The organism is Psychrobacter sp. (assembly GCF_018260395.1).
Taxonomy (GTDB): domain Bacteria; phylum Pseudomonadota; class Gammaproteobacteria; order Pseudomonadales; family Moraxellaceae; genus Psychrobacter.
The window spans coordinates 1-24,242 of the sequence record NZ_JAGLBC010000021.1 but is presented as its reverse complement, the minus strand read 5'-3'; the positions used below and the strand labels follow the sequence as shown (position 1 = coordinate 24,242).

20 protein-coding genes and 2 tRNA genes are annotated in these 24,242 nt (G+C 38.5%); 6 read left to right on the top strand and 16 right to left on the bottom strand.

The genetic code is table 11. The features are described 5' to 3' along the window. Window positions 1-52: 52 nt before the first annotated feature. The 13 genes from QZ265_RS03180 to hemL all read right to left on the bottom strand — a co-directional run bounded on the left by QZ265_RS03180 (window position 53) and on the right by hemL (window position 15,095). On the bottom strand, window positions 53-1,153 hold the full coding sequence (locus QZ265_RS03180; RefSeq protein ID WP_296403339.1) for an alkene reductase: 1,101 nt from the start codon (window positions 1,151-1,153) through the stop codon (window positions 53-55). Window positions 1,154-1,441: 288 nt separating this feature from the next. Further along, complete coding sequence (locus QZ265_RS03175) at window positions 1,442-2,122, bottom strand: RDD family protein (RefSeq protein WP_296403337.1); 681 nt, start codon at window positions 2,120-2,122, stop codon at window positions 1,442-1,444. A gap of 285 nt (window positions 2,123-2,407) precedes the next feature. Beyond that, window positions 2,408-2,484, bottom strand: a tRNA-Arg gene (locus tag QZ265_RS03170). 149 nt (window positions 2,485-2,633) lie between these two features. Continuing rightward, window positions 2,634-2,723: transfer RNA gene (locus QZ265_RS03165), tRNA-Ser, on the bottom strand. Between the two features lie 175 nt (window positions 2,724-2,898). Further along, window positions 2,899-3,468 (bottom strand): YggT family protein, encoded by a 570-nt coding sequence (locus QZ265_RS03160; protein ID WP_296403335.1) that lies wholly within the window; start codon window positions 3,466-3,468, stop codon window positions 2,899-2,901. A gap of 111 nt (window positions 3,469-3,579) precedes the next feature. Beyond that, on the bottom strand, window positions 3,580-4,428 hold the full coding sequence (gene proC / locus QZ265_RS03155; RefSeq protein WP_296403333.1) for a pyrroline-5-carboxylate reductase: 849 nt from the start codon (window positions 4,426-4,428) through the stop codon (window positions 3,580-3,582). 191 nt (window positions 4,429-4,619) lie between these two features. Further along, window positions 4,620-6,497 carry a tRNA lysidine(34) synthetase TilS gene (tilS, locus tag QZ265_RS03150; RefSeq protein WP_296403332.1) on the bottom strand — a complete coding sequence of 626 codons (1,878 nt, stop codon included), beginning with the start codon at window positions 6,495-6,497 and terminating at the stop codon, window positions 4,620-4,622. Between the two features lie 75 nt (window positions 6,498-6,572). Then, the gene (locus tag QZ265_RS03145) at window positions 6,573-7,586 is read right to left on the bottom strand and encodes a formate dehydrogenase accessory sulfurtransferase FdhD (RefSeq protein ID WP_296403330.1); all 1,014 of its coding nucleotides are present in this window, start codon (window positions 7,584-7,586) and stop codon (window positions 6,573-6,575) included. Between the two features lie 56 nt (window positions 7,587-7,642). Then, a complete protein-coding gene (locus tag QZ265_RS03140) occupies window positions 7,643-9,937 on the bottom strand; it encodes an FdhF/YdeP family oxidoreductase (RefSeq protein WP_296403329.1) in 2,295 nt (764 codons plus the stop codon). A gap of 561 nt (window positions 9,938-10,498) precedes the next feature. After that, a complete protein-coding gene (locus QZ265_RS03135; protein ID WP_296403327.1) occupies window positions 10,499-10,708 on the bottom strand; it encodes a cold-shock protein in 210 nt (69 codons plus the stop codon). 196 nt (window positions 10,709-10,904) lie between these two features. After that, window positions 10,905-11,702 (bottom strand): acetyl-CoA carboxylase carboxyltransferase subunit alpha, encoded by a 798-nt coding sequence (locus QZ265_RS03130; RefSeq protein WP_296403324.1) that lies wholly within the window; start codon window positions 11,700-11,702, stop codon window positions 10,905-10,907. Window positions 11,703-11,843: 141 nt separating this feature from the next. Further along, window positions 11,844-13,370, bottom strand: coding sequence for an exopolyphosphatase (gene ppx / locus QZ265_RS03125; protein ID WP_296403322.1), 1,527 nt, complete (start codon window positions 13,368-13,370; stop codon window positions 11,844-11,846). 423 nt (window positions 13,371-13,793) lie between these two features. Beyond that, window positions 13,794-15,095 (bottom strand): glutamate-1-semialdehyde 2,1-aminomutase, encoded by a 1,302-nt coding sequence (hemL, locus tag QZ265_RS03120; RefSeq protein ID WP_296403320.1) that lies wholly within the window; start codon window positions 15,093-15,095, stop codon window positions 13,794-13,796. Between the two features lie 493 nt (window positions 15,096-15,588). On the opposite strand from hemL, the gene QZ265_RS03115 reads away from it, so the two are divergent. Further along, window positions 15,589-15,984 (top strand): hypothetical protein, encoded by a 396-nt coding sequence (locus QZ265_RS03115; protein ID WP_296403319.1) that lies wholly within the window; start codon window positions 15,589-15,591, stop codon window positions 15,982-15,984. 151 nt (window positions 15,985-16,135) lie between these two features. On the opposite strand, the gene ppk2 is transcribed toward QZ265_RS03115, so the two are convergent. Beyond that, window positions 16,136-17,245 carry a polyphosphate kinase 2 gene (gene ppk2, locus QZ265_RS03110; RefSeq protein WP_296403317.1) on the bottom strand — a complete coding sequence of 370 codons (1,110 nt, stop codon included), beginning with the start codon at window positions 17,243-17,245 and terminating at the stop codon, window positions 16,136-16,138. Between the two features lie 455 nt (window positions 17,246-17,700). On the opposite strand from ppk2, the gene QZ265_RS03105 reads away from it, so the two are divergent. Continuing rightward, window positions 17,701-18,585, top strand: a complete 885-nt coding sequence (locus QZ265_RS03105; protein WP_296403315.1) for a DegV family protein — start codon at window positions 17,701-17,703, stop codon at window positions 18,583-18,585. Window positions 18,586-18,718: 133 nt separating this feature from the next. On the opposite strand, the gene QZ265_RS03100 is transcribed toward QZ265_RS03105, so the two are convergent. Further along, window positions 18,719-19,069, bottom strand: coding sequence for a zinc ribbon domain-containing protein YjdM (locus QZ265_RS03100; RefSeq protein WP_296403313.1), 351 nt, complete (start codon window positions 19,067-19,069; stop codon window positions 18,719-18,721). A gap of 226 nt (window positions 19,070-19,295) precedes the next feature. Between QZ265_RS03100 and QZ265_RS03095 the strand changes: the two genes are divergently transcribed. Beyond that, complete coding sequence (locus tag QZ265_RS03095; protein ID WP_296403311.1) at window positions 19,296-20,039, top strand: folate-binding Fe/S cluster repair protein; 744 nt, start codon at window positions 19,296-19,298, stop codon at window positions 20,037-20,039. A gap of 132 nt (window positions 20,040-20,171) precedes the next feature. On the opposite strand, the gene QZ265_RS03090 is transcribed toward QZ265_RS03095, so the two are convergent. Further along, window positions 20,172-20,735: a Spy/CpxP family protein refolding chaperone gene (locus QZ265_RS03090; protein ID WP_296403309.1), complete on the bottom strand. Its 564-nt coding sequence runs from the start codon at window positions 20,733-20,735 to the stop codon at window positions 20,172-20,174. Window positions 20,736-21,043: 308 nt separating this feature from the next. Here QZ265_RS03090 and QZ265_RS03085 point away from each other — a divergent pair, with 308 nt between their 5' ends. The 3 genes from QZ265_RS03085 (at window position 21,044) to QZ265_RS03075 (ending at window position 24,199) form a co-directional block, all read left to right on the top strand. Next, the gene (locus tag QZ265_RS03085) at window positions 21,044-21,715 is read left to right on the top strand and encodes a response regulator transcription factor (RefSeq protein WP_296403307.1); all 672 of its coding nucleotides are present in this window, start codon (window positions 21,044-21,046) and stop codon (window positions 21,713-21,715) included. A 12-nt stretch (window positions 21,716-21,727) separates the two neighbouring features. Next, window positions 21,728-23,356, top strand: coding sequence for a HAMP domain-containing sensor histidine kinase (locus QZ265_RS03080; RefSeq protein ID WP_296403305.1), 1,629 nt, complete (start codon window positions 21,728-21,730; stop codon window positions 23,354-23,356). Between the two features lie 639 nt (window positions 23,357-23,995). Beyond that, entirely contained in the window at window positions 23,996-24,199 is a 204-nt protein-coding gene (locus QZ265_RS03075) for a CsbD family protein (protein WP_296403303.1), read from the top strand. The last annotated feature ends 43 nt before the right edge of the window (window positions 24,200-24,242 follow it).

Sequence of the window (24,242 nt, the reverse complement as noted above, 5' to 3'; positions counted from 1 at the left end):
GATTTTTATAAATAACTTTTTTATCTACTTACACTGCATTAAACACTTCGCATTATTCACTCATAAATGGATAATCTGTGTAGCCTTTTATACCGCCGCCATAGAAGGTTTCTGGATGTTGTTCATTTAAGGCGACTCCTTTTTTGATACGTTGGGCTAAATCTGGGTTAGCAATGTAATCACGGCCAAAGGCAACTGCATCAATGTAGCCTGCTTCAACCATAGTTTGTGCTTTTTCGGGAGTATAGCCACCGGCAGCTATAATACTGTTATGAAAGGCTTGGCGAAGCTTCTGGCGGAATTCTGTAGAATATGGTGTACCGCCTGCCCAATCTGGTTCTGATAAATGTAGATACATTAAACCACGTTCATTAATTTGCTCAACCAACCAAATAGCTTCTTCCTCATTGTAGCCCACATCTACATTATTAAAGCTACCAAGAGGCGAAACTCTAATACCAACATGATCCTTGTCCCAAGCGTCGACACAGGCATCAATAACTTGAAGCATTAACCGAGCACGATTCTCACGACTGCCACCATAATTGTCATCACGTTTATTGGTATGTTCTGCCCAAAATTGATGTAACAGATAGCCATGTGCTCCATGTATCTCTACCCCATCAAACCCTGCTTGCTTAGCGTATTTAGTGGCTTGTGCAAAGTCAGCAATGACCTGATTTATCTCATCCAAGCTTGCTGCTCGAGGCGTAGTACCCTCAACTCGTATTGGATTACCATTATCGTCACGTAAGGAAGTACGTACCCCAACATTAATCTTTGAAGCTGAGATAGGTGCTTTGCCCTCTGGCTGTACACTTTCATGCGATACCAAGCCTGTGTGCCATAACTGCACAACAATTTTGCCATCTTTTGCATGTACGGCGTCAGTAATCACTTTCCAAGCTGTCACTTGCTCTTCATCATGTATACCTGGCGCGCCTGCATAACCTTTGGCTTGTAATGAGACCTGAGTGGCTTCTGTAATAATTAGGCCGGCTCCTGCCCGTTGTGCATAATACTCTGCTGCCAAAATAGTAGGGATATCGCCCGGCTCAATAGCACGCAAGCGAGTTAATGGTGCCATAAACACTCGGTTTTTGAATGTTTGGTTGCCCATTTCAATAGGTGTAAATAAGGTATCGTATGCCATTTTATTTCCTTTATATCCTTTATAACTTAAGCAGTTTAGGATGAAATTTTTTTTAATTTATTTTTGATCAAACTATTATCTAGAAGGTTAAACTATCTATAAGGTTAAACTATCTCAAACAGAACTTTTCTCTTACCTGTATATTATGGCTTAGTATATTGAAATAAAAAATAAGAATAGACCGGTCGTTACAATTCGAATAAATTCTATAGGATAAAGGCAATAAAAAACCCACTAAATTTGATTAGCAGGTTTAAATACTTATTGATTCAATAAATAAAGCTAAGCTTATTTATGATTCTTTTTTCTTTTTAAAGACTCGATAAAGCCTTCGTGATGAATTTTAGGCATTTTTAAAGTCACTGTGCCTGAAAGCATGTCATGAACCGCCAACCCTCCACGGTTAAACAAGCAAAATAAGTAATTAAACATTAATCCAAAAAAGGCGCTAAACAACATCGCAGAGCGTGAGCCATGCAATGCATAACCAATCAAACCACATAATACAGGTACTACACAGGCCGCTAGAATACGCTTGATGGTTTTGCCCCATGTTAGCAATTGTCCTTCGCTGTCTACAGTTTTTAGACGCCAAGTCTGCATTCCTAAAGTCTGTCCGCCACGACGCCAAAACAACCCATAAAAGCCAATTAGAGTCAAAATGAAAGCTGGAGTAAGTACCAAGTTTTGATACCAACGTGGTAAAGTCTGCGCTTGATCCGACGTCACTCCAGTATCCATAGTCATCATGGTACCAATGACAGTCAATACAGTCCCCACTAAGAACAATAAAGCTAGAATTAACATACCATCGTAAATAATGGCAATGACTCGGGTGACTGCTCTGGCGATTTCAGGTTCACCTGAGATACTAACGCCTTCAATACCGGTGGGTCTAAGTTGCTCAGAATTTTGCAGTGGTAAGGCCTGAGGACGACGCGATAGCTTGGGGGTACGTTGTTTAGACATGATGAAATGACAACTCAGTGGTGACAGGCTTGTGAATTAAAAAGAAACGTTATTGTATCTTATTTTTGCATAGATGACAGAAAGGATAAAGGATACGCTAACGTGGTGAAAAGTATGTTAGGTAATTAGAGAATAGCCAGATACAAGAGCGGATAAGGTGTAACCGTCTTACAAAGACTGAATACAAATCAGCAAGTCTGAGTAAAATTAAAAAGTCTGAATATTAATATTACACGCATAAAAAAATCGCCATATATTGGGCGATTTATTTAGTGATTCATTAGATGGTGCGCCTGGAGAGATTCGAACTCCCGACCCCTTAGTTCGTAGCCAAGTGCTCTATCCAACTGAGCTACAGGCGCATATTTGTTATATCAACAATTATCTAACTAATCATATTAACGGCTAGTACTTGCTGTTAACAGGAAGGCTATTATAGCCATTTTTTTTTAGGAGTCAACATTTATCTGAATTTTCATAAAGGCATAATCAATGAACATTCAAAATAATATGGCGGTGAAGGAGGGATTCGAACCCTCGATACGCGTTAACGTATACACCCTTAGCAGGGGTGCGGTTTCAGCCACTCACCCACTTCACCGAAACTTCTAAAACCACAACCTTTAGAAATCAGCTTATTTAGCCAGTTACCTCATGTTGTGGGCGAGTATTATAACAAACTAAAACAGCTTTGCAAGTAGAGTTTTCCAGTTTCGACGAATTTAACTATTAAAGGGATGATTAGTTTTATAAATATGCCCATACACTGCTAATTATTAACCGATCATTGGCAATAAATTTCTAGCAATGATTTGAACAAAGATTTCAATTAATAACAATCCAAATATAGCTACAATCGGAGATAAGTCTAACATACCCAAGTTTGGCGTAATACGACGAAAAGGAGCTAAGATAGGTTCCGCCATTTGGACAATCAACTCAAATATAGGATGCATCTTTTGGGTTAATAATACAACCCAACTAATAATAATCGAACCAATGATTAAATAACGTGCCACACTTAAAAACTTTAAGATTAATGACAAACTTCCCTCGAAGAACAATCTTATTGGTGTATAACCATGCCCAGCAAGCGCTGCATTACCAGAGATGTCAATTAACTTTATTAAAAATAACAGCATAATTGCTGCTAAACTGACTCTACCCCCAGCTACAGTTGGAAATATACGGCCAAATATATCAACAATTTTAGTCGCTTTATAAGCGGGTTGAACGTAGGGGTGATTACGCTCAAGTCCTGCAAACTGAAGCATAAAGCGAATAAAAATTAGTAGCATGGCAAAGTTAATCACCATGTTAAATAGGGCATACGAAAGACTTGTCATTCAACGTACTCTTACTAGTTTAATTTAAAAAAGAACTCCTGACCAACGTATTACAACCGACGGCCTATTTTGAATCAATTTATCTTTTATAAACTGCTTGGTCGATAATGCTTAATCTGCCAACTCTTGGCTAATTTGCTCACTGCGAGCATAACAAGCCTGCATTGCATTTTTTATAATTTTAGCAAAATCATCTTGTTGTAATGATTCAATAGCTGCTTGAGTGGTACCGTTGGGGGAGGTAACTTTACGACGCAATTCTGCAGGCGCCTCGCCACTCGTTATGGCCATTTGGGCTGCTCCTAATGCAGTTTGCATTGCCAATGCAGCAGCTTGTTTCCTATCTAATCCTTGATCTACAGCTGCCTCAATCATAGATTCTAGCATATAAAAGAAATAGGCAGGCGCCGACCCTGATACGGCGGTGACAGCATGCAATTGCTCTTCATTTTCTACCCAGCTTACGAGACCAGAAGCTGCCATTAAGGATGCTGCTAAAGCCTTGTCAGCCTCATCAATCTCATTAGTCGCATAAAGACCCGTAGCCCCTTTTTGAATCATGGCTGGGGTATTGGGCATGGCACGAACAATATTTTTATAACCGTTTAACATTTTACTAATGCTGTCTGTAGACAATCCAGCAGCCACTGAAATGATCAATTGTTTGTTCAATACTGAGCTAAAACCTGAAACCACTTGATGCATAACTTGAGGTTTGACCGCAAGTACTACGATATCCGCTGTTTCAACGGCAACTTGGGGATTATCAAATGCAGTATTTCCTGTGGGATCAACCGCATTTATATTTAGCTCTTTTAACGCGTGTCGTATATCAGGCGAGGGATCAGCGACGGTAATATCTGAGGGTTTAATGCCTTTGCCAATCAAGCCACTTATTAAGGCTTGAGCCATATTCCCACCGCCAATAAAACTTATTTTTTTACCTTTAAGTTGTGTCATTGTTGCTCCCTTACTTAAGCTTAGCCTGACAAAATATGTGACAAGCCCTGCTTTAAATAAATTTTTGTTATTCTTTCAATTAATGCTAGGTGTATTGATAATGGTGCTAGTGTAACACATCATTTTATGGATTATATTACTCAACTCAATGCAACTTTGATTGTCATATCTTGCAAGATTTAGGGGTGAATTTATTGATGAACTTGTATCTGCGTCGTCAGCTCACTTTGTACAATTAGCGCTTTAATACTGGGTGCAAACTCACTTTGTAGAACCCATAGCTGATCCGGCGTAATCAATATCAAAGGATGGGATATGGTTTGAACTGTCATTTGTTGATGTTGCTGGGATTGTGGTGGCAAAATCAACGAGCATAGTATTACAGATTGTCGCATAAAGCTGGGCTGTCCCAGTGCTTGCAACAGTTTTTTGCCTGATTTTCGACCTGTTCTGTTTAATAACGCTATTTTCTGGTCGCGAGGCAACGGTTGAAACCGTAGTTTTGCTGTCCTATTAACCTCTACTTTTTGCAAATCAATTGATTGTAAGCTTGGTTTTTGCAAAATTGGCTGCTTTAGGTCGTTTTGTTGCAAGTCGTTTTGAGCTTTTTGTTGCAAGTCAATTTGACCTAAGTCAGTTTGAGATAGTTCAGTTTGAGATAGTTCAGTTTGAGATAAGTCCATAAGTTCAACACTTGAACCTAAGCTCAACTGTTGTTGCAATACTTCTATAAGTTTAGAGAGACCTATTAAATACCAGTTAAAATTCTGCTTTAATTGACTGAGGTTTGACTGTTTCAAACATAGCGTGTTTGTTGTTTTATAGCTTTTATCGCTTAAATCAAACTGCTGTGAATCTGGTAACAACTGTAGCCATTGCTCCCAGCTTTTAGAAATTCGGTACAGCTTAGATTGATAACGACGAATTTGGTATTGAAACACACCACTATCGAAATATAAGCAGGTTTGATGATCACTGTTTTGACGATGTACTAATTTTAATACTTCATCGACCAATTGTTTCGATGGTGGAAGCTCTGTGGTGTTGGGCGCTAACCAACGATGAAGGAGTGCAGATTGCCTTGCTGCTGATAGACTGATTAATTGAGTGATGTCCAGTACAGAATACCAAGGTGTATCTGCGTCATTGGTTAAGGTAACTTGCTTTAAATCTGCTACAGTTAGCTCATCAATAGTCAAACTTGCCTGTTGCATTAAGACACTGGTACGGGCAATTGATTGTTTTGCAGTAGGATAACGCTGAATTATATATGGCATCAATACACTGCGTAACCATGCTCTATCATTGAGCTGAGCTTGACCTGAGTTCTCATTATCTTCTAAAGCAACATTGGTCGGATCATCAATATAGACCAATTTTTGCTGACTAGCATACTCGGTAATTTGTTCTCGGCTAACTGTAAGCAGCGGTCGCCATAAATAAATGCTTTTGTTATTTATGATTAGGTTATCTGTATCTAAGCCTTTGCTTTGTTTGATACTCCAAGCTTTCATAGCACTAAGACCATTAACCCCTGCTCCGTTAAAAAGTCGCATTAACAAGGTTTCAACTTGATCATCCTGATGATGGCCGAGTAGCAATACATCGCCATGATTCATTACATTAAGCATGGCTTGATATCGTTCATGGCGAGCTTCTTGCTCTGTCTTTTTTGCTAGGTTTATTTCAATAACTTGGCAGGGTATCTGATTGTGCTTCGCCCAACTTAACACTTGAGTAGCCCAAGCCGTATTGGCGTGTTGCATATTATGGTTAACATGCAGCAACTGCGGTAAAAAGGGTAACCTGCCTGCTTTATATAACTTTAAGCATAGATGGGCTAAGCTTAGTGAGTCCCTGCCGCCACTACAGGCAAGCCATATTCGTTTTCCCAACATATGCGGCTTATATAACTCAAAACTATCGAATAGTGCTTGCTGTAAAACAGTAGCACTAGCATCATTATGAGTAGCATCATTATCAAAGCGTTTGGTATTGGTCATAATTAAAGGGATGGACGCAGAAAAAATTGCTGAGTATTTAAGGTAACGCCAGATAGACGATGCCAAGCTTTGAGACAGGGCATTGGGTAACCGATCTAGATTTATAATCTAAGTATTATAAAGCAATTATAATTAATCGTCTTAAGTATAAAAGGTTGCTCTATTTTCTCTAAGAAAGCCTGCCAGACCTAAGCCATGACGCTGCGCCACTTGAACCGCAGTGCTAGTCGGTGCTGACATGCCTACCAACCAAAGTAGTTGACAACGAATGGCTTTTTGCACCAGTTCGATTGATAGTCGCGAAGTCATAACTACCAAATCAAGCTCTATTTTGCGACTTAGCTTCCAGCCTATTAGCTTGTCTAAGGCATTATGGCGACCCACATCTTCAAATAATTGAAGCTCACCTTGATATAAGGTTGCAGCAGCATGAACCGCCCCCGTCAACTTATGGGTTGACTGGGTTTTTTCAATCAAAGTTTTAATGGTTAAAAGGTCATCAAGACTAGGACGATTTTGATTTAGTCGATCTTGCCTGATCGCATAAGGGCTTAAATCAGGCAAAGCTTGCTTTAGACCGATGACACCACACATGCCACATCCAGTTCGTCCTGCCAGTTGACGTTTTTGAGCTAAGATTTTTTGATGACATCGCTGATTCAAAGTCAGCTCTATCATATAAGCATCATAATCTAATAATAAAGGCGCTAACCCAATAATGTCATCATTATTAACCCCTTTTTGGTCAAACTGTGTCAAATCTTTGGCCGTTTTGACAGGGGTTATTTCCCAATCTAATAGCTCCCAACTGTTTTCAATTAAGCCTTCGCTATATAAGAAGCCTAGAGCCAATTCATATAACTGTGCTGGGCTTGCCATCATTACTGCATAATGAATACCATTAATAACAATAGCTACAGCAGCTTCAACTGCCAAAGCCACATCACTAACCTCTATGCTTAGCTCTTGAGAAGGGCCAAGTTGTGGATAGCAATATTTCTGAGCACTATGAAGACGACTTAGAGTAAGCTCGTCGTGATTAGTATGGTCGATTTTATCTATCTTATTTCCTATAGTTTGACTACTAGGTTTTTTTTCCTGATTGCTGTGAGTGACCCCATCAGAATATGAAGCTTGTGTGGGGTCTATCAACATTTAACCTCTCCCATTATCTTAATAAATCTCCATAGCTCTTTGGTGAATACTTTAAGCTATGCAACTTTTTCTAAAAGTACAGTCACTGATTTATAGGAAGGCGTTAACGACTCGGTACTATGACTATCCAAATCCATAAGATCGTTACATTCAGGATAATAAGTTGCCACAGCATTAGCGGCTATGTCCATCTCGCTTAAAATAAGCGGGCCTAAATTTCGAATATTGCCCTCAGCATCTTTTCTTGAAATCATAACCTTATCACCTACTTTAAGGTTCATACGCTTCATTTCATCAGGGTGCATAAATAAAATGTCACGGCGATCAGTCTGACGATACCGATCCTCATAACCAAAAATCGTAGTGTTAAACTGGTCATGGCTACGCACACTAGTCAGTTGCCAAATCTTCTGTTTTTGCTCAGGCTGAAGCTTGGTAAGGTCAGCGTTATTTGCCTTATTCATCTCATCTACCACGTAAGTAATAGGATGCTTTGGTACTTCAAACTGCGCTTTACCACTGTCCGTCTTCCATTGACGATGACGCGCGGCATGATAAAGATGAAAGCCACGTTTGTTCTGTCTGATACGGTAGTTAAAGTTTTCAAATCCAGAGATAGCTTGGGCAATATAGTCACGGGTCAAATCATAATCTTCTGCCATCTTGTCCCAGTCTATCTTGCTTTGATTACCAAAATAAGCCTTAGCAATACCTGCCACAATCTGTGCTTCGGATTTTAAGTCATCACTAATAGGCTTAAGACTTCCTTGCGTACGTACAATCTGACACATTGAGTCTTCAATAGTCGCAAACTGCTCACCTTTACTGGTTATATATTGTTCCGTACGGCTTAAACAAGGCAATATTAGGTTATTCTGACCTGGATATAACATAGTTTCATTTAGCTTTGTCGCCACAAATACATTCAGCTCATTGTGAGTAAATGCCTGCTGAATGGCTTTCGAATCAGGTGCAGCTACAGAATAGTTACCACCCATACTGACAAAAGCTTTAATTTTTCCTTGCATCATTGCTTTAGCACCTGACACCACATCATAACCATGTTCTTGAGGCATTGGATGCTGAAATACGCTTTGAAGACTATCTAAAAGGGTTTTAGCTGGACGCTCATGAATACCCATAGTTCGATCACCCTGCACATTAGAGTGACCACGAACTGGAGAAGCCCCTGCCCCTTCAACACCAATCATACCCATTAATAGTAATAAGTTGGTAATCATCGCTACATTATCATCACCTTGGGTATGCTGAGTAATACCCATACCCCAAGTGCAAATAGTCGCTGAGCTTTCAGCAACCAATGTAGCTAATTCGATAATTTGTGACTGCTTAATACCACAACCACGCTCGATATCTTCCCAAATCTGAGCCTGTATCCACGCTCTTAATGCCTCAAATCCTGAAGTATGTTCGTTGATGAAATCAGTATCTAGCTTATCGTTTTCAATCAGCCATTTAGCCAAACCTGTCAATAGCGCAACATCACCACCAATTTGAATTTGCACCACTTCATCGACCATTGGCGCGCTACCCCCAGCCACCATGTGAGTCACCTTTTGAGGATTCCTAAATCTAGATAGCCCTTGCTCACGCATAGGATTAATAGAAATGATACGGCAACCTTGGTCATGGCAGTAAGCGAGCATCTCTAACATACGTGGGTGATTGGTAGCTGGATTTTGACCAAACATTAAAATAAGATTTGCTTTCTCAAAATCTTCTAATACAACTGTGGCTTTACCTACGCCTAACTGTTTACCCAACATTACGGAGGTAGGTTCGTGACACATATTCGAGCAGTCAGGAAGGTTATTAGTTCCAAAAAGACGAACAAATAATTGATATAAAAAAGCAGGCTCATTTGTCACACGGCCTGATGTATAGAACATGGCTTCGTGCGGAGAAGACAGTTTATGCAGTTGTTTTGCTATTTTAGAAAACGCTTTTTCCCACGAAATAGGAATATAACGGTCTTGTAGGGCATCATAGTATAATGGCTCGGTCAAACGTCCAGCTAGTTCAAGCTTATGACCATCATAGCTTTGTAGCTCAGTTACTGAGTGCTGTGCAAAAAACTTGGCATCGGCTTGTCGTAAAGTAGTTTCACTAGCCAGTACTTTAATCCCTGTCTCACAAACGTCTATCGCTTTATAGGAGTTATGGTCTGGCCATGCACAGCCTGGACAATCAAAACCACCATTAGGTTGATTGCTACTAAAGACACTGCGACTGCCCCGTAAGAATGCCTTGTAATCCATGAGCACACGTGAAGACTGTATCAATGCAGACCAGCCAGCGGCAGGGTGATTGTAAACTGGAATTTTGCGCATAAAAATCCTCATTACTAATAGTTATTATAGTCGTTTATTAAATTAAACCTTTTATTAAATCTGTTCTAACTGGGTAAGCTAATAACTTATACTCTAAAGAATTCATTTTATTTTAGTAACCTGAAGTTTAAAATCTATAATAATTCTTTAGGCTGTTTTTATAAATTTTATCTTGTAATTTTTATCCTATAGTTTTTTCTAATAACTTTTTTCTTATATTTTTTATTATAATTTTACTATATTAATAATAGTAGCTTAAATTAATTGGCTGCGTTGTATTTACTCTGTTGTATTAAAGCTATAAAAATCTAATTGATAGCAATACTTTCTATAACAGAAAATATTTTTAATTAACCTACAGCTTCTTTTTACTTAACCTACAGCCTATAAAGCTTTATAAGCATTACCCTATAATATTTAACTGTTATTAAACAAACTTTTCGATAAAAACTACAGACGAAAAAAAACGAGCCTAGGGCTCGTTTCTTTTTGACTCAATTAAAGTGGACTCACTTAATGGGTTTGCACTCTAACTTGTCTTGTCTATTTGGTTTCGACCAATTAAACGGCTGTGATACCATGGGCTTGTGGGCCTTTAGCACCTTGAGTTACTGTGAACTCAACTTCTTGGCCTTCAGCTAAGGTTTTGAAACCTGAGCTTGCGATTTCGCTGTAATGAGCAAAAACGTCTGGACCAGTTTCTGGTGCGATAAAGCCAAAACCTTTAGCTTCGTTAAACCACTTTACTGTACCTTTGATAGTATCTGACATATATAATCCTAATTTTAAAACATAATGACCATTTCGGTCGGGTAACGCTCTGAGCAACTACGGTAAATCTTAAAACGGAGGATTAATGCTAATACTACGAGGTAATGATTTGCTGCAGGACTTCTCTTAAGCAGGAGCACAGTATAGGGCGCCAACTACCCTTATGCAAGCTTTATTTTAAAAAATACTAAATGACTTAAAGACTTAGGGTAGAGTCAAAGCTTTTTAGACGTTGATAACGCTGTTCGACCAATTCATCAGTATCCCATTGCTTTAGCTCAGCAAGCTGTTGTACCAGCAACTTTTGTAAATTATCCATAACCGGCTTAGCATCTATATGCGCCCCCTCTCCCTCATCAATAATGGCATCGATCAAGCCTAACTGATACAGATTGGTAGAGTTTAGCTTTAAGGCTTCAGAAGCTACAGGTGCTTTTTCTGCAGTTTTCCAAAGTATAGACGCACAGCCTTCAGGTGAAATCACTGAATAAATGCTGTGCTGAAGCATATTGATTTTATCGCCAACACCGATTGCCAAAGCACCACCTGAACCCCCTTCCCCAATAATGGTAACGATAATAGGGGTTTTTAAACTACTAAAAGTTGCAATACTTTCGGCAATAGCTTGAGCTTGACCACGCTCTTCTGCCCCAACACCAGGATAAGCACCTTGAGTATCAATAAAGGTCAAAACTGGTAATTTGAAGCGCTCTGCTAATTTTACCAATCGAATGGCCTTACGATAGCCCTCAGGATACGCCATACCAAAGTTATGAGCAATACGCTCACGGGTACTGCGGCCACGATGTTGACCAATAACCAAGACGGGCTGACCGTTAAATCGTGCCAAACCACCAATAACCGCACGGTCATCGGCATATACTCGATCGCCATGAAGCTCATCAAATTCTGTGAACAGTTGCCCTACATAATCTAAGAATAAAGGGCGTTTAGCGTGTCTTGCTAAGCCAACGCTATCCCAAACTGCACTCATGGTAGGTCCTTAAAATAATATTTTTATCATAATTAGTGGTAGCAACCCTGATATGGTATCTGTATTTTGATAACACTACAGCCGAAGTACTGCTTATGCTTATGCTTATGCTTATGCTTATGCTTATGCTTGTGCTTATGCTTATTGTTGCTGAGCAATGTCTTGTAATACGGTTAGATCAACGCCCCACTTTTTGAATTGAGCAATATCATCTTGTAGATCAAAAACGAGCAAAGCATGCTCCTCAAAATCTGACTCAACTATAACTTGCCAGTTATCTACATCCAAAATATTAAGCTGTAAATCACTCTTGTCATGATCATTACGACTACGGTGTACCAACACTGCCAAGCGAAGTAGCAAACACAAATACACCAGTTTTCTACCACCGATATCTTGGACTTGCTCTAACATTTCTGATTTTAATTTGCGTCGATGGTTACGGGCCAATTGCGCCATACGTACTTGGTCAACTTGAGAGAAACCAGGGATATCAGAGAACTCTAATAAATAGGCACTGTGATGGTGATAGCCACTGTGACTAATGGCCAAACCAATTTCATGCAAATAAGCAGTACGGCGTAGAAGATCATTATCATCACTACTTAAATCTAATGCCTCATGGGTTTTTTCAAAAAGACGCTCACAAGTCTTCACCACACGCTTAGCTTGACGCTTGTCTACTGAATAACGCTCAACCAAAGCCTGAACACTGCGGTCACGGACATCTTCACTGGCAAATCTGCCAAGCATATCGTACATAACCCCTTCACGCAGCGCCCCATCAGAATAAGTCATAGTATCGATACCAAGGACTTTCATTGCCGCTAATAATACTGAAACCCCAGCAGGGAAAACCGCTTTACGGTGCTCTTTAACCCCTTCTAAGTCGATGTCTTCAACGCGGCCAATTTTTAGCAGCAGCTTTTGTAGATTTCTCACCCCTTGATAAGTAATCCGCTCTTGATCATCAGCCCACCCTTGAGCCACCAATACATTACGTACTGCCTTGATAGTGCCACTTGATCCCACCACACTAGTCCAGCCCGTTTTTTGATAAGTTGTACTAATGCGTAAAATCTCTTTTCTAGCGTCAGCAATGGCTTCATTAAAAGCATCTTCTGTTATATCGCCTGATTCAAAGAATCTTTTGCTATAAGCAACGCAGCCCATTTGCAAGCTTTCAGTCAATAAGGGATCAAATTCTTGGCCAATAATGAACTCCGTAGATCCCCCTCCAATATCAATTACCAGTCTTTTATCGATGCTCTCATTGGTATGTGACACGCCTAAATATATAAGGCGAGCTTCTTCACGACCAGCAATAATCTCAATAGGCTTAGGTAGAATAGCATTGGCACGTCTAATGAATTCATCAGCATTTCTGGCTTGGCGCAAAGCATTGGTCGCTACAATACGCAATCTATCAGCAGACACCGAGTCAAGTCTTCCCATAAATCGCGCTAAGCAATCAAGACCTCTTTGCTGAGCTTCTTCACTAAGGTGTCTATTTTCATCTAGCCCGGCTGCCAGTTGTACCTTTTCAGACATTGAGGCCACTTTACGTACCTCACCATGATCTAATCGTGCAATAGCTAAGTGAAAGCTGTTAGAGCCAATATCAATGGCCGCCATAAGTTCATTATTCGCTAGAAAATTATTAGGCATAAGTGACTTTACTTACCTTAAATAAATGCAAGAGTGAGAAGAATTTATTCATTATCGAATGTTCAAGATGTAATGAATGAGTCATTTTAGCTGTAATCATACTCTAAAGTATATTTTTTAATAGAATTGTATTTTACCAGACTGAGTAAAACATATGCCAAAAACACTAAGTAGGTTATAAAGACAAACATAAACGCAATCTTATTAAATCACTAAAGCTAATGAGTGGCAAGCCAGCCTTTATCAATAATATTATTTTTTAAATTGGATTTAGACGTTTATATCCAAACTTTTCATAACTGTCCAAAGCCAATTAAGTGATATAAATGCCTAACAAACAAAAAAAAACGATAACTCTTAATTAAGTTACCGTTCTTTTTTAAGTTAAAGTCTAAAGCTTTGTATCAATTAATCATTCAACATCTATTGCTTTGCCATCTCAGCTAACACTGACTCAGCTGCACTGATAGTAGCATCTAAGTCTTCAGTAGAATGTTTTGAGGACATAAAGCCTACTTCATAAGCTGAAGGCGCAAGATAAATACCTTGCTTCAGCATGCCATGGAAGAAAGTGTTGAACTTATCCATATCACACGCGGTCACTTCATCGAAGTTTTGAGGCAGACCAGCAGTTTTGTCTTGCATAAAGAACAGACCAAACATACCGCCTAATTTTGTAGAGCGTAGCTCAATGCCATATTTGTCAGCCGCAGCTTGAATGCCGTTAACTAGATAAGTCACTTTATCAGCCACCCCTTTATAAAAGCCCGGCTGGGTCAAGTCTTCAAACATGGCAATACCGGCACGCATGGCTAGTGGGTTACCTGATAGAGTACCAGCTTGATACACGCCGCCCATAGGTGCAATGCACTCCATGATTTTACGCTTACCGCCGAAAGCTCCCACAGGTAGACCTGCACCAATAATTTTACCAAAGCAAGTTAAGTCCGGCTCGATATCAAAGTAGGCTTGCGCCCCTTGTAGACCTACCCGAAAACCTGTCATCACCTCATCAAAAATTAACACCGAACCGCCCTTGGTACATTGATCACGTAAGGTATCATGGAATTCTTGAGTGGGTACAATCATGTTCATATTACCGGCGATAGGTTCAACGATAACGCAAGCAATCTCATCACCCCATTTATCAAAGCAGTCTATAATCGCTTGAGGATCATTGTAGGGCAAGGTAATGGTATGCTTGGCAAAGTCTGCAGGCACGCCTTGAGATGTTGGCTCACCGATGTCTAACATGCCAGAGCCTGCTTTTACCAATAGGCTGTCTGAGTGACCATGATAACACCCTTCGAATTTCACAATTTTGTCACGGCCTGTATAGCCACGCGCTAAACGAATAGCGCTCATAGTCGCTTCCGTACCTGAGCTTGTCATACGGATCATCTCAACGCTGGGTACGATATCGCAAATAATGTCTGCCACTGAAGTTTCAAATGTGGTTGGGGTACCAAAGCTTAAGCCATCTTCAGCGGCTGCCTTGACCGCCTCAATTACTTTAGGATGAGCATGACCTAAAATCATTGGTCCCCATGAACCGACGTAATCAATGTACTCATTATCTTCGGTATCATAGATTTTACTACCGGCTGCTTTGTGCATGAACACAGGCGTTCCGCCAACACCGGCAAAAGCACGCACTGGCGAGTTAACGCCACCTGGAATGTGTTTTTTGGCTTGTAAAAATAGTTGCTCGTTCTTTGTACTCATATTTGCATTCCTAATATTGACCCTTTACTTAATATCGAAAATTTTAATTTCTGAAAGTAGAGCTTACGGTTTCAAAAACTTTTAAAACAGGTTCTAAAAAAGTGGCATAAACTTATTGTGCCTATCTTAACAAAAAAAAGTCAGCTTTAATGACAGCACTTTGTATTTTTCTAAGTTTGTTTTTTTTAACTGCCTAACTAAATGGCAGGTTTTAACCGCTTGTTTAAGTGCTTTTGATGAGATGCTGCAAAACAATGTACTTGGGTATAACAAGTAAGATTTGATGATTATTGTTAGCTATCATCAATAAGATATAAGTAAATGCAAGATAATCCTAAATCAAAGCCTATTAATTGATTAGAATTAATGGTAATATTATTTAGTTAAATTAATAAATAAATATGAGACAGTTTGATTTTTAGTGATTTTGATACTTCGCTAACTAGTATTAAACTTTCATTTATATAAACTCTTTAAGGATTTTTCAACCGTTATGGATGATATTAAACAACAAGTCGAATCTACCACATCTTCAAGAGTAATCCCTTCCATGCAAACTTTTGAAGCACTTCAAATTATTGAGAAACTAAGTGAAGGTATCAACCCTCTATCAGAGGAAGCATTAGCGCCTAGTAGCCTATGCTTAGATAGTGATATCCAAAGAGCGTTACAGGTCGCTATATTAGCACTTGAATCAAGAGTGAAATGGATTGAGAAACAAGCACTTTTACCAGCCAATGCAGGCAAGCCTTGGAAAACAGAAGAAGAAATTAGCCTTACTGATAGTTTTGATAAAGGCGATAGTGTCGATATGCTCGCCGAACGTCATCAACGAACTAAAGGCTCTATTACTGCTAGATTAATTAAAACAGGCAGAATTAGCGCTTAGTTAGGTGATAAAACGCACTTAAACTACCTTAATAGAAGCCCATAAAACAGGAGCAATATATTGATTGCTCCTGTTAAATATCGTCATACCAATAGATGAGCTTTATAAATAACTAAAATTAAAAATTGCTTCTATTTAAATATAGAGCACTTTAAATAGCTAAGTCTTCTTTTTCACCTAACTCATATAAAGCACCAGCACGGCCAACAATCAGAGGATCAATGTTACCCACCTGTTCTTTGTCTCTACCATCATACGGAAGTTTGTTTAACACATATCGCATGGCGTTTAGACGGGCACGTTTTTTACAATCTGATTTGATAACAATCCAAGGAGATTCGGCTGTGTCGGTATTGTAGAACATGGCTTCTTTTGCCAATGTATAATCATCCCATTTATCTAGTGACGCCTTATCAATAGGCGACAGTTTCCACTGTTTTAAAGGATGTGCTTCACGCTCGGCAAAGCGACGACGCTGCTCATCACGGCTCACGGAAAACCAAAATTTAATTAAATGAATGCCTGAGTCAATTAAATGCTTTTCAAAATCAGGGGTTTGCTTCATAAAAATTTGGTACTGCTCTTCAGTACAAAAGCCCATTACGCGTTCTACGCCTGCACGGTTATACCAAGAACGGTCAAACAATACCATTTCACCTGCAGCAGGTAGATGCTGAGTATAACGCTGAAAATACCATTGACCCATTTCTCGTTCAGAAGGTTTATCTAGAGCAACTACTCTGGCACTACGAGGATTTAGATTTTCCATAAAGCGTTTAATAGAGCCACCTTTACCGGCTGCATCGCGACCTTCAAAGATAATCACCACTTTTTGATCATTTTCACGAACCCATTTTTGTAACTTAAGCAACTCTACTTGTAGATGATATTTCTGTTTTTCATAAGTTTTGCGAGACAAGCGATTTTTATAAGGATAGCCACCTTCACGCCAGTTGTCTGACAACTCATCATCTCTTTTGGTGCCCGTTTTGACCACATTGGCTAAAGCATGTTTGGCAAATAAATCTTTCAGCTTTTCCAGATCATCAGGAGAGGCATCATGTATCAAAGCTTGTAAATGATCAGAGATACTATCGAAATCACCATTATTAAGATCTTTTAACAGAACCTCATCAATAACCTCTTTGATTTTGATTCGTGAAGCATCCTTTTTCTTTTTAGTTACATATTCTTCAATCTGCTTTTCATCAGTCACATAGTCATCATTAATTTTCTCAGATTTACTACTTTTTTTTGACATACCCACTCCTCATAGTTAATTATCTATTCAAAAAAAGATAATTTTATACATTTATTATAGCAAAGACCGATTGTATTATTTACTTAAACTTAGTATATATGAAATGTTTAATGGGGTTGACAAATAAACCCTTAAATAAATTATGGATTATGGCTAAATTGTAGAGATTTAACTTGAAGATAGTATCTAAGGGAGTAAAAGCTGTTGATTTGCTATATAAATTTATAACATGATGATTAACCCTATCCTAAGTACAGTTAACCCTCTATAATCAGAGCTAATGACAGCGTTGTTATTACGATAAAATTACTTAAAAATTGCTAAAATAAGCGATTGAATAACGCATAATCCGAACCGTTTACCAATAGAATACTTTAGTGATGATACCGAAGCTACTTAGATAATGTGGCTAAGTTTATTGCTGGTTTCGACCATGGAGATATTAGGTGCCCAATATGAGTCGCATTGTTTTGACCACATCGTCTTCTGGGCTTGATGATATGGATATCCAACATAATATCGAGCTCATTCGTTTACGTATCCACGTCAATAACGTTGAGTTTATCGACGGTAAAAACATTAGTAGTGAACGTTTGCAATATTTAATGAATGAAGTCAGTCACTCACCAGTTCATACCTCGCCAGCCCCAGCGCATGAAGTGGCAATGATATTAAGCAATCTACAAAATAGAGGCATCAAAGAGGTGTTTATTACCACCCTATCCTCTCAAGTTAGTGAAAGCTATAATATCATTAAAGAAGTGTCTCAAAGCTTTAAAGACAGCTTAGATATTTATGTTTATGACACTAGAGATTTAAATGCTTGCGAAGCGTTATTGGCATTAGAAGCCGAGCAATTAATGAAGCAGGGTCACAGCATGCCTGATATTGCCAGTCGACTCGATACGCTTCGTAGTAGCCATAAAATGCTATTTGTTGCTGACGATTTATCGTATTTGATTAAGAATAAAAAAATATCAGGTACAGCAGGATTTTTCGCTAATTTGTTTAGTATAAAGCCAGTTCTACAAGTGTCTAATGAGGGACGTGTACTGCCTATTAGCAAAATTCGTAAAATAGACAAGGCATTTAATTATATTATAGACCAATTTACTGAAACGCTGCAGAGTAGTAATTCATTTGGCTATATGTTAAGCGCTGGGCGTCCGGATTTAGACAGTCGATTTATGGAAATGCTTAGGAATAAAACCGGTGTAAACAGTGTCGTAGTCTTGCCAGTATCAGCCATTTCACTGGCTAACCATGGTCCAAGTGGCTTAGGTTTATGCGTATTTAAAGGTGATATTCCTTACGCAGCTAGACTGTGTAAACCATTATAATGCTATATATGCAATAAAGCTGAAAAAGGTCTCACAGGGTAAGTTGTGAGACCTATTTTGATAATTAGAATAAATTCTAATAGGTTAAAAGCTTTTTTAACCAAGTAAAAGCTTTTTTGATATCAAAATCAGCTTAGGCTTTCTTAACTACAGAAGACTTAAGCTTCATTTGACCAAAGCCGTCCACTTTACAATCGATATCATGATCATCTGGTGCATCGTGAATTAGGCGAATGCTTTTAACCTTAGTGCCAACTTTTAGAGGAGTAGATGACCCTTTAACTTTTAAGTCTTTGATGACTGTAACGGCATCACCATCTTGTAATTCGTTACCAACCGCATCACGAATTACAGCGTCTTCAGTAGCTGCCGTGCCATCTAACTCAGTAGCACTCCACTCATGAGCACACATAGGACAAACCAATAAAGCACCATCTTCATAAGTTAAATCAGAGTCGCAATTAGGGCAATTAGGTAAGCTCATTTTATCCTCATTTCAATTATTTAATTTTTTAGCATTGGTTTTATAATGCTCAGTATAGGGCTCAGTATAGTGCTTTGTATTGTAGCCTAAACTATAAATTTTTGCTTTGTCCATATAATACTTTGTCTAGCCATTGAAATTTAAACCCCGAACCAAAATATCATTTCTAGCTATATTATCGAAAAAACAACCTATGTCATCAAAATAATAACGAAGGAATAAGACCTTGAGTACTCTAAATTTTAAACAAATTACCTTACAAGGTGAAGATGCAGCCAAGTTTTTACAGAGTCAATTAACTGTTAATGTTAATAAGATTGATTTAAGTTATCTACCTGCTGCTATTGCCAACCTAAAGGGCCGTATCGAATTTGGAATTTGGGTTAAGAAACAATCTGAAAATCAGTTTGATATAGTTACTAGTGCCGATTGTATAGCTAGCTTTCAGGCCCATTTAAAAAAATTCGGCGCTTTTTCTAAATTTACGACTTCAGAACCTACTGATATTTACCCATGTGTTCTAGGGTCTGAAACCGGAACAGAAGAAGCCACTTTTAGTCATACTGCAGATAAATGTGATGTCAGTAAATGGCAGGCTTTAAGTATTGCCACTGGCAACTATTGGATTGTAGCCGCCACCCAAGGTATCTTCCAACCGCAAGAGTTAAGACTACATCAACGTGGTGGTGTAGATTATGACAAAGGTTGCTACTTAGGACAGGAAGTCATCGCTCGTATTTATTTTAAAGCATCACCTAAAGCTTTCTTACATCGCATTCGAGCTAAAGGTAGGGTGCCTGAGCCAGGCGAAAACTTAGATAAAATCCAAGTGGTGAATGCCATTGCTCAAGATGACATTATAGGCTTTGAAGCCTTAGTTGTGGCACGTCCTGAGCATTTACAAGACTCTGAGGTTGAAATATTACCTCTACCTTTAGCTTTGCAAGGTAGCGTGGCACGTGAGCCCTGATAAATTAATATTGAATATATAAACTAAATGATTTCAACTTAATAGCAAGTAAAAAAATTGCTAGAAAAAAAGCAATCGTAAGATTGCTTTTTTATTATTTTATCATCAGCATAGTGGTGATATTAATGGGAGTTATTGAACACTAGCTATAGATTTGTCTGCTCTATCTTTCATTTTACTTTTAAATTTGGCTTGATGCTGTGTATGCATTTTTTGAAGCTCTGCTTTTTGCTCACTGGTTAAGACTTGCGCCATAGCATGCTGTAATTGAACACGTTCAATAAATTTTTGTTTTGAAACTGCCGCTTGTTGATCTGCCAATCTGTTCAAAGCTGTCATATCTAAATTTGGGTTGTTTACAAGCGCTTGAGTCTGAGCCTCAAACTGCTGCATTTGAGCTAACTTTTGCTGGCGGTTGGCTTCATGTTGCTCTTTATTGACTTCACGAAGTGCTTGCAATTGTGCTTTTTGTTGCTCGCTTAAATTCAACTTTTCAATACCGCGACCCATGCCGCCGCCCATACCCTTATGATGACCCATCATATGATCACCTTTTTGATGTTGACTAGGGTTTTGCTGGTACATTTTAGTGGCTGGTGAAGTTTGAGATTGAGAAACCGCACTTGCTTCAGTGCATCCAATTACCGCGAAACTGCCTGATAGAACCAATATGGTGCTTATTACTGTTTTTTTCATAAAGACAACCCTTTATATGGATTAAAAATTAATGTTAGGTTTTTATTCAACCCTCTTTGCTGATAACCGTCATAATAGGACAGTTCCATGTAACTTAATTTGATGAAATTTTAAGAAAGGTAACAATTGCAACAGCACTAACGCTGATAGCTTGCTTGTGCAGTAAACCATAGTTAGTATTAGTATGGATTGATATTTGATATTTGATATTTGATATTTGATATTTGATATTTGATGTTTGATGTTTGATGTTTTTTAGATGATGAACTAGTAATCTTGTTTATCTATCTACTTATCAGGATACAGTGATGACGCATATCTTATTGGCTGATGATGATGCCGAGCTTTCTGACTTATTGGTAGAGTATTTGACCAACCACGGTCTTACATGCGATTGCGCCTACGATGGTGAACAAGTACTAGAAAAAATTAAATTTCTTAAGTATGACTTAATCGTTCTCGATATTATGATGCCTAAGATTGATGGACTTAGTGTGCTACGCCAACTGCCTACTTTAACTCAGACACCAGTAATTATGTTGACGGCAAAAGGAGATGAAATTGATCGTATTATAGGTCTAGAGTTAGGTGCTGATGATTATATCGCTAAGCCCTGCAACCCTCGTGAACTATTAGCGCGTATTAATGCGGTCATAAAGCGAGCTATAACGCAAACAACTGACTTAACATCTCTAATCCATGAGCGTCTAGAACTTGATCAAGCCCACCGTATGTGTAAGGTCGATGGTGAGATACTACAAGTGACTGGTACTGAGTTTGATTTATTGGTCGCTTTATTACAGCAACAAGGCAATGTAGCTAGTAAAGAATGGCTATCCCAAACTGTTTTGCAACGTGAACTTCAGCCTCTTGATAGAAGCTTAGATGTTCATGTATCACGGCTAAGAAAAAAGCTACAGCCTTTTCATGAGGACCCAATTAAAGCGGTTCGTGGCAGAGGTTATCAGTTGGTTCTATAGAGTAACGTCAACATGAATAAACCTGCATTTCCCAATGTCTTATCTCGACGTATTCATCAGCCTATTACCTTATTTTGGCGACTTTTTTTAAGTATGTTGGCGATATTATTACTGACTTCAGCTTTATCAGTTGGCATAGAGCGATGGATTAATACCAAAGAGATTAGTAAAAGAATGGAGCAACAAGTTGCTCGATTACTTATCATACGTCAAGATGTAGAAACCGCATTACATAATGACGACCTAGAGGCCGTAAGAAAAATTTATAAAGACAATAAAGGGTTAAAACCACAAATTCGTATTATCGATGAACAAGGCACCGTGATTCTGCCGAAGTTTGACCGTTTTCATCCTGAAAATGATAAAAACAATCGGCATCGTACACAAACGCCTTCTGAATTCGAACACCCATCAAAGTTCGACCCTATTCAAGCACCGCAGCCTTCAAGCTGGTTTGATAAAGATTCTAGTTTAGTATCTCCTTTATCTAAACAACCTTCGCAGCAGGTCAGTGCAGATATTAGTAACTACCCTGAACTTGCAGATACTAAGGTCGTTTCAGATAGCAGTAAAACCTATATTATCCAGCTTCAACCTAAACTCTCGCTACATGACCTTGAATCCCTAAGACGAGGTCATACCCTAGTTAGGGTCTTGCTTATTTTAGTGTTTAGCATACTTGTTTGCTACTGGTTAAGCCGAGCCCTTATAGAACGTATTCACCGAGTCCAAAAAGCGGTACATTTGATGAGTGAAGGCAGTTTTGACGCTGGCGAAACCCTTAAGGATTTGGGTAACGATGAATTAGGGCTGTTAGCAAAAGATGTGTCTAAATTATCGACACGCTTGGCCAATAGTGAGATGGCGCGCAAACAAATGTTAAGTGATATATCTCATGAACTACGCTCCCCTCTTGCTAGGCTAGAGGTAGCCACTGAGTTAACTCGCGATTTTGCGCCAGAGGCAGGCGACTACCTTGACCGAATTGAAAAAGAATCATCCCGTATGAATGAGCTAATTGAGCACATTATCCAGATCCAATCACTTCAAATGCGCCACAATACTCTAGATATTGAAGCCCATCAATTGGTTAATTTATATACATTACTCGAAGAAATAAAACAGGACGTGTGTTTTGAGTTTTATGACAAAGCAGTAAAATGGCAATGGTCAAACGACTTAATCCCCCTAAAAGCTCAGGATTCAGTCTATAAACTTATGGGTGATCCTAAACAATTACATAGCGCTCTTGAGAATATTATTCGCAATGCTTTTACTCATACTACACCTGATTCATCGGTAATAATTGATATTCAACAATTTATTCATCCCGAAAAGCAACAGCCATATTTGAAAGTAAGAATCATCGATGCTGGCAGTGGAGTTGCAGAAACAGACCTTCAACGTATCTTCCATCCTTTTGTGAGGTTAAGTGCTTCGAGAGAACGTCTGCATCAGACTAAAGCTGACTTACATTCAGATAAAAAATCGCGCTCCACTACCAAAGTAAGCGGTCATGGTTTAGGATTGGCCATTGCTCATGCTATCGTTACAGCACATCAAGGAGAGCTTATAGCTTATAATCGTACAGACGGGCAATCTGGACTAATTGTTGAAACCATTCTGCCTACGCATCTTTAATTAATGGTTACCAGAATTATTAGTTAGCAATCAGCCTATAAGATTAAAATTAAATATTCATTGTAAAATATAGGTTAAATACAACAAAGCCGCATAAATTTAATTATGCGGCTTCTTAGTTGTCATCCTGACAGTCTATTATTAATAACCCCATCCTAGAATTAATAATAACGTGAGCATCCTACTCAGTTGTACCTTTTATTCTAATCTAAATGCCACTTCCTGTGATAACTTAGTTAAGAATATGTATCCTTACAGTAGCTCATGATTTTACAGTCACCTGATTAACAGTTACCTGATTATCACGAATCATCGTCCTTGATGAAGTAAAGCTATGATCTCAAATTTGAGGCGATATTGTAAGACGTAGAAAACGTCTTAAGATGTAAGCATATGCTTACATGTAATCATTTTTATTAATATAAAACATCTCGATAATCTTTAGATAAGATTTATTCTAATTGCTAACAATCATAATCTAAAAGCTGTCATAACTCATACACGCAGATACACAACTTACTTAAATAAAGCGCATAATTGGTTTGAAGTAATCTAATAGTTTTTAAATTGATGCTTTTAAAAAAATACTTTGTGATTTGTATGCTTTATCAACTGTCCAATTACGAGAGGAATATTATAATGAATAAAGAAAATTTTAGAGGCGAATGGAATCAGCTTAAAGGCACAATTAAACAGCAGTGGGCTGATTTGACTGATGATGATTTGACCCATGCTGAAGGCAGCTTTGATCGATTGGTAGGTAAAATCCAAGAACGTTATGGAGATAGTAAAGAAAAAATTGAGAAACAAGTTCAAGAATGGCGTATTAAGCACGATATTTAATAAATATCTATTTATAGTTTTTTGATTGATCAATTTTTTATTT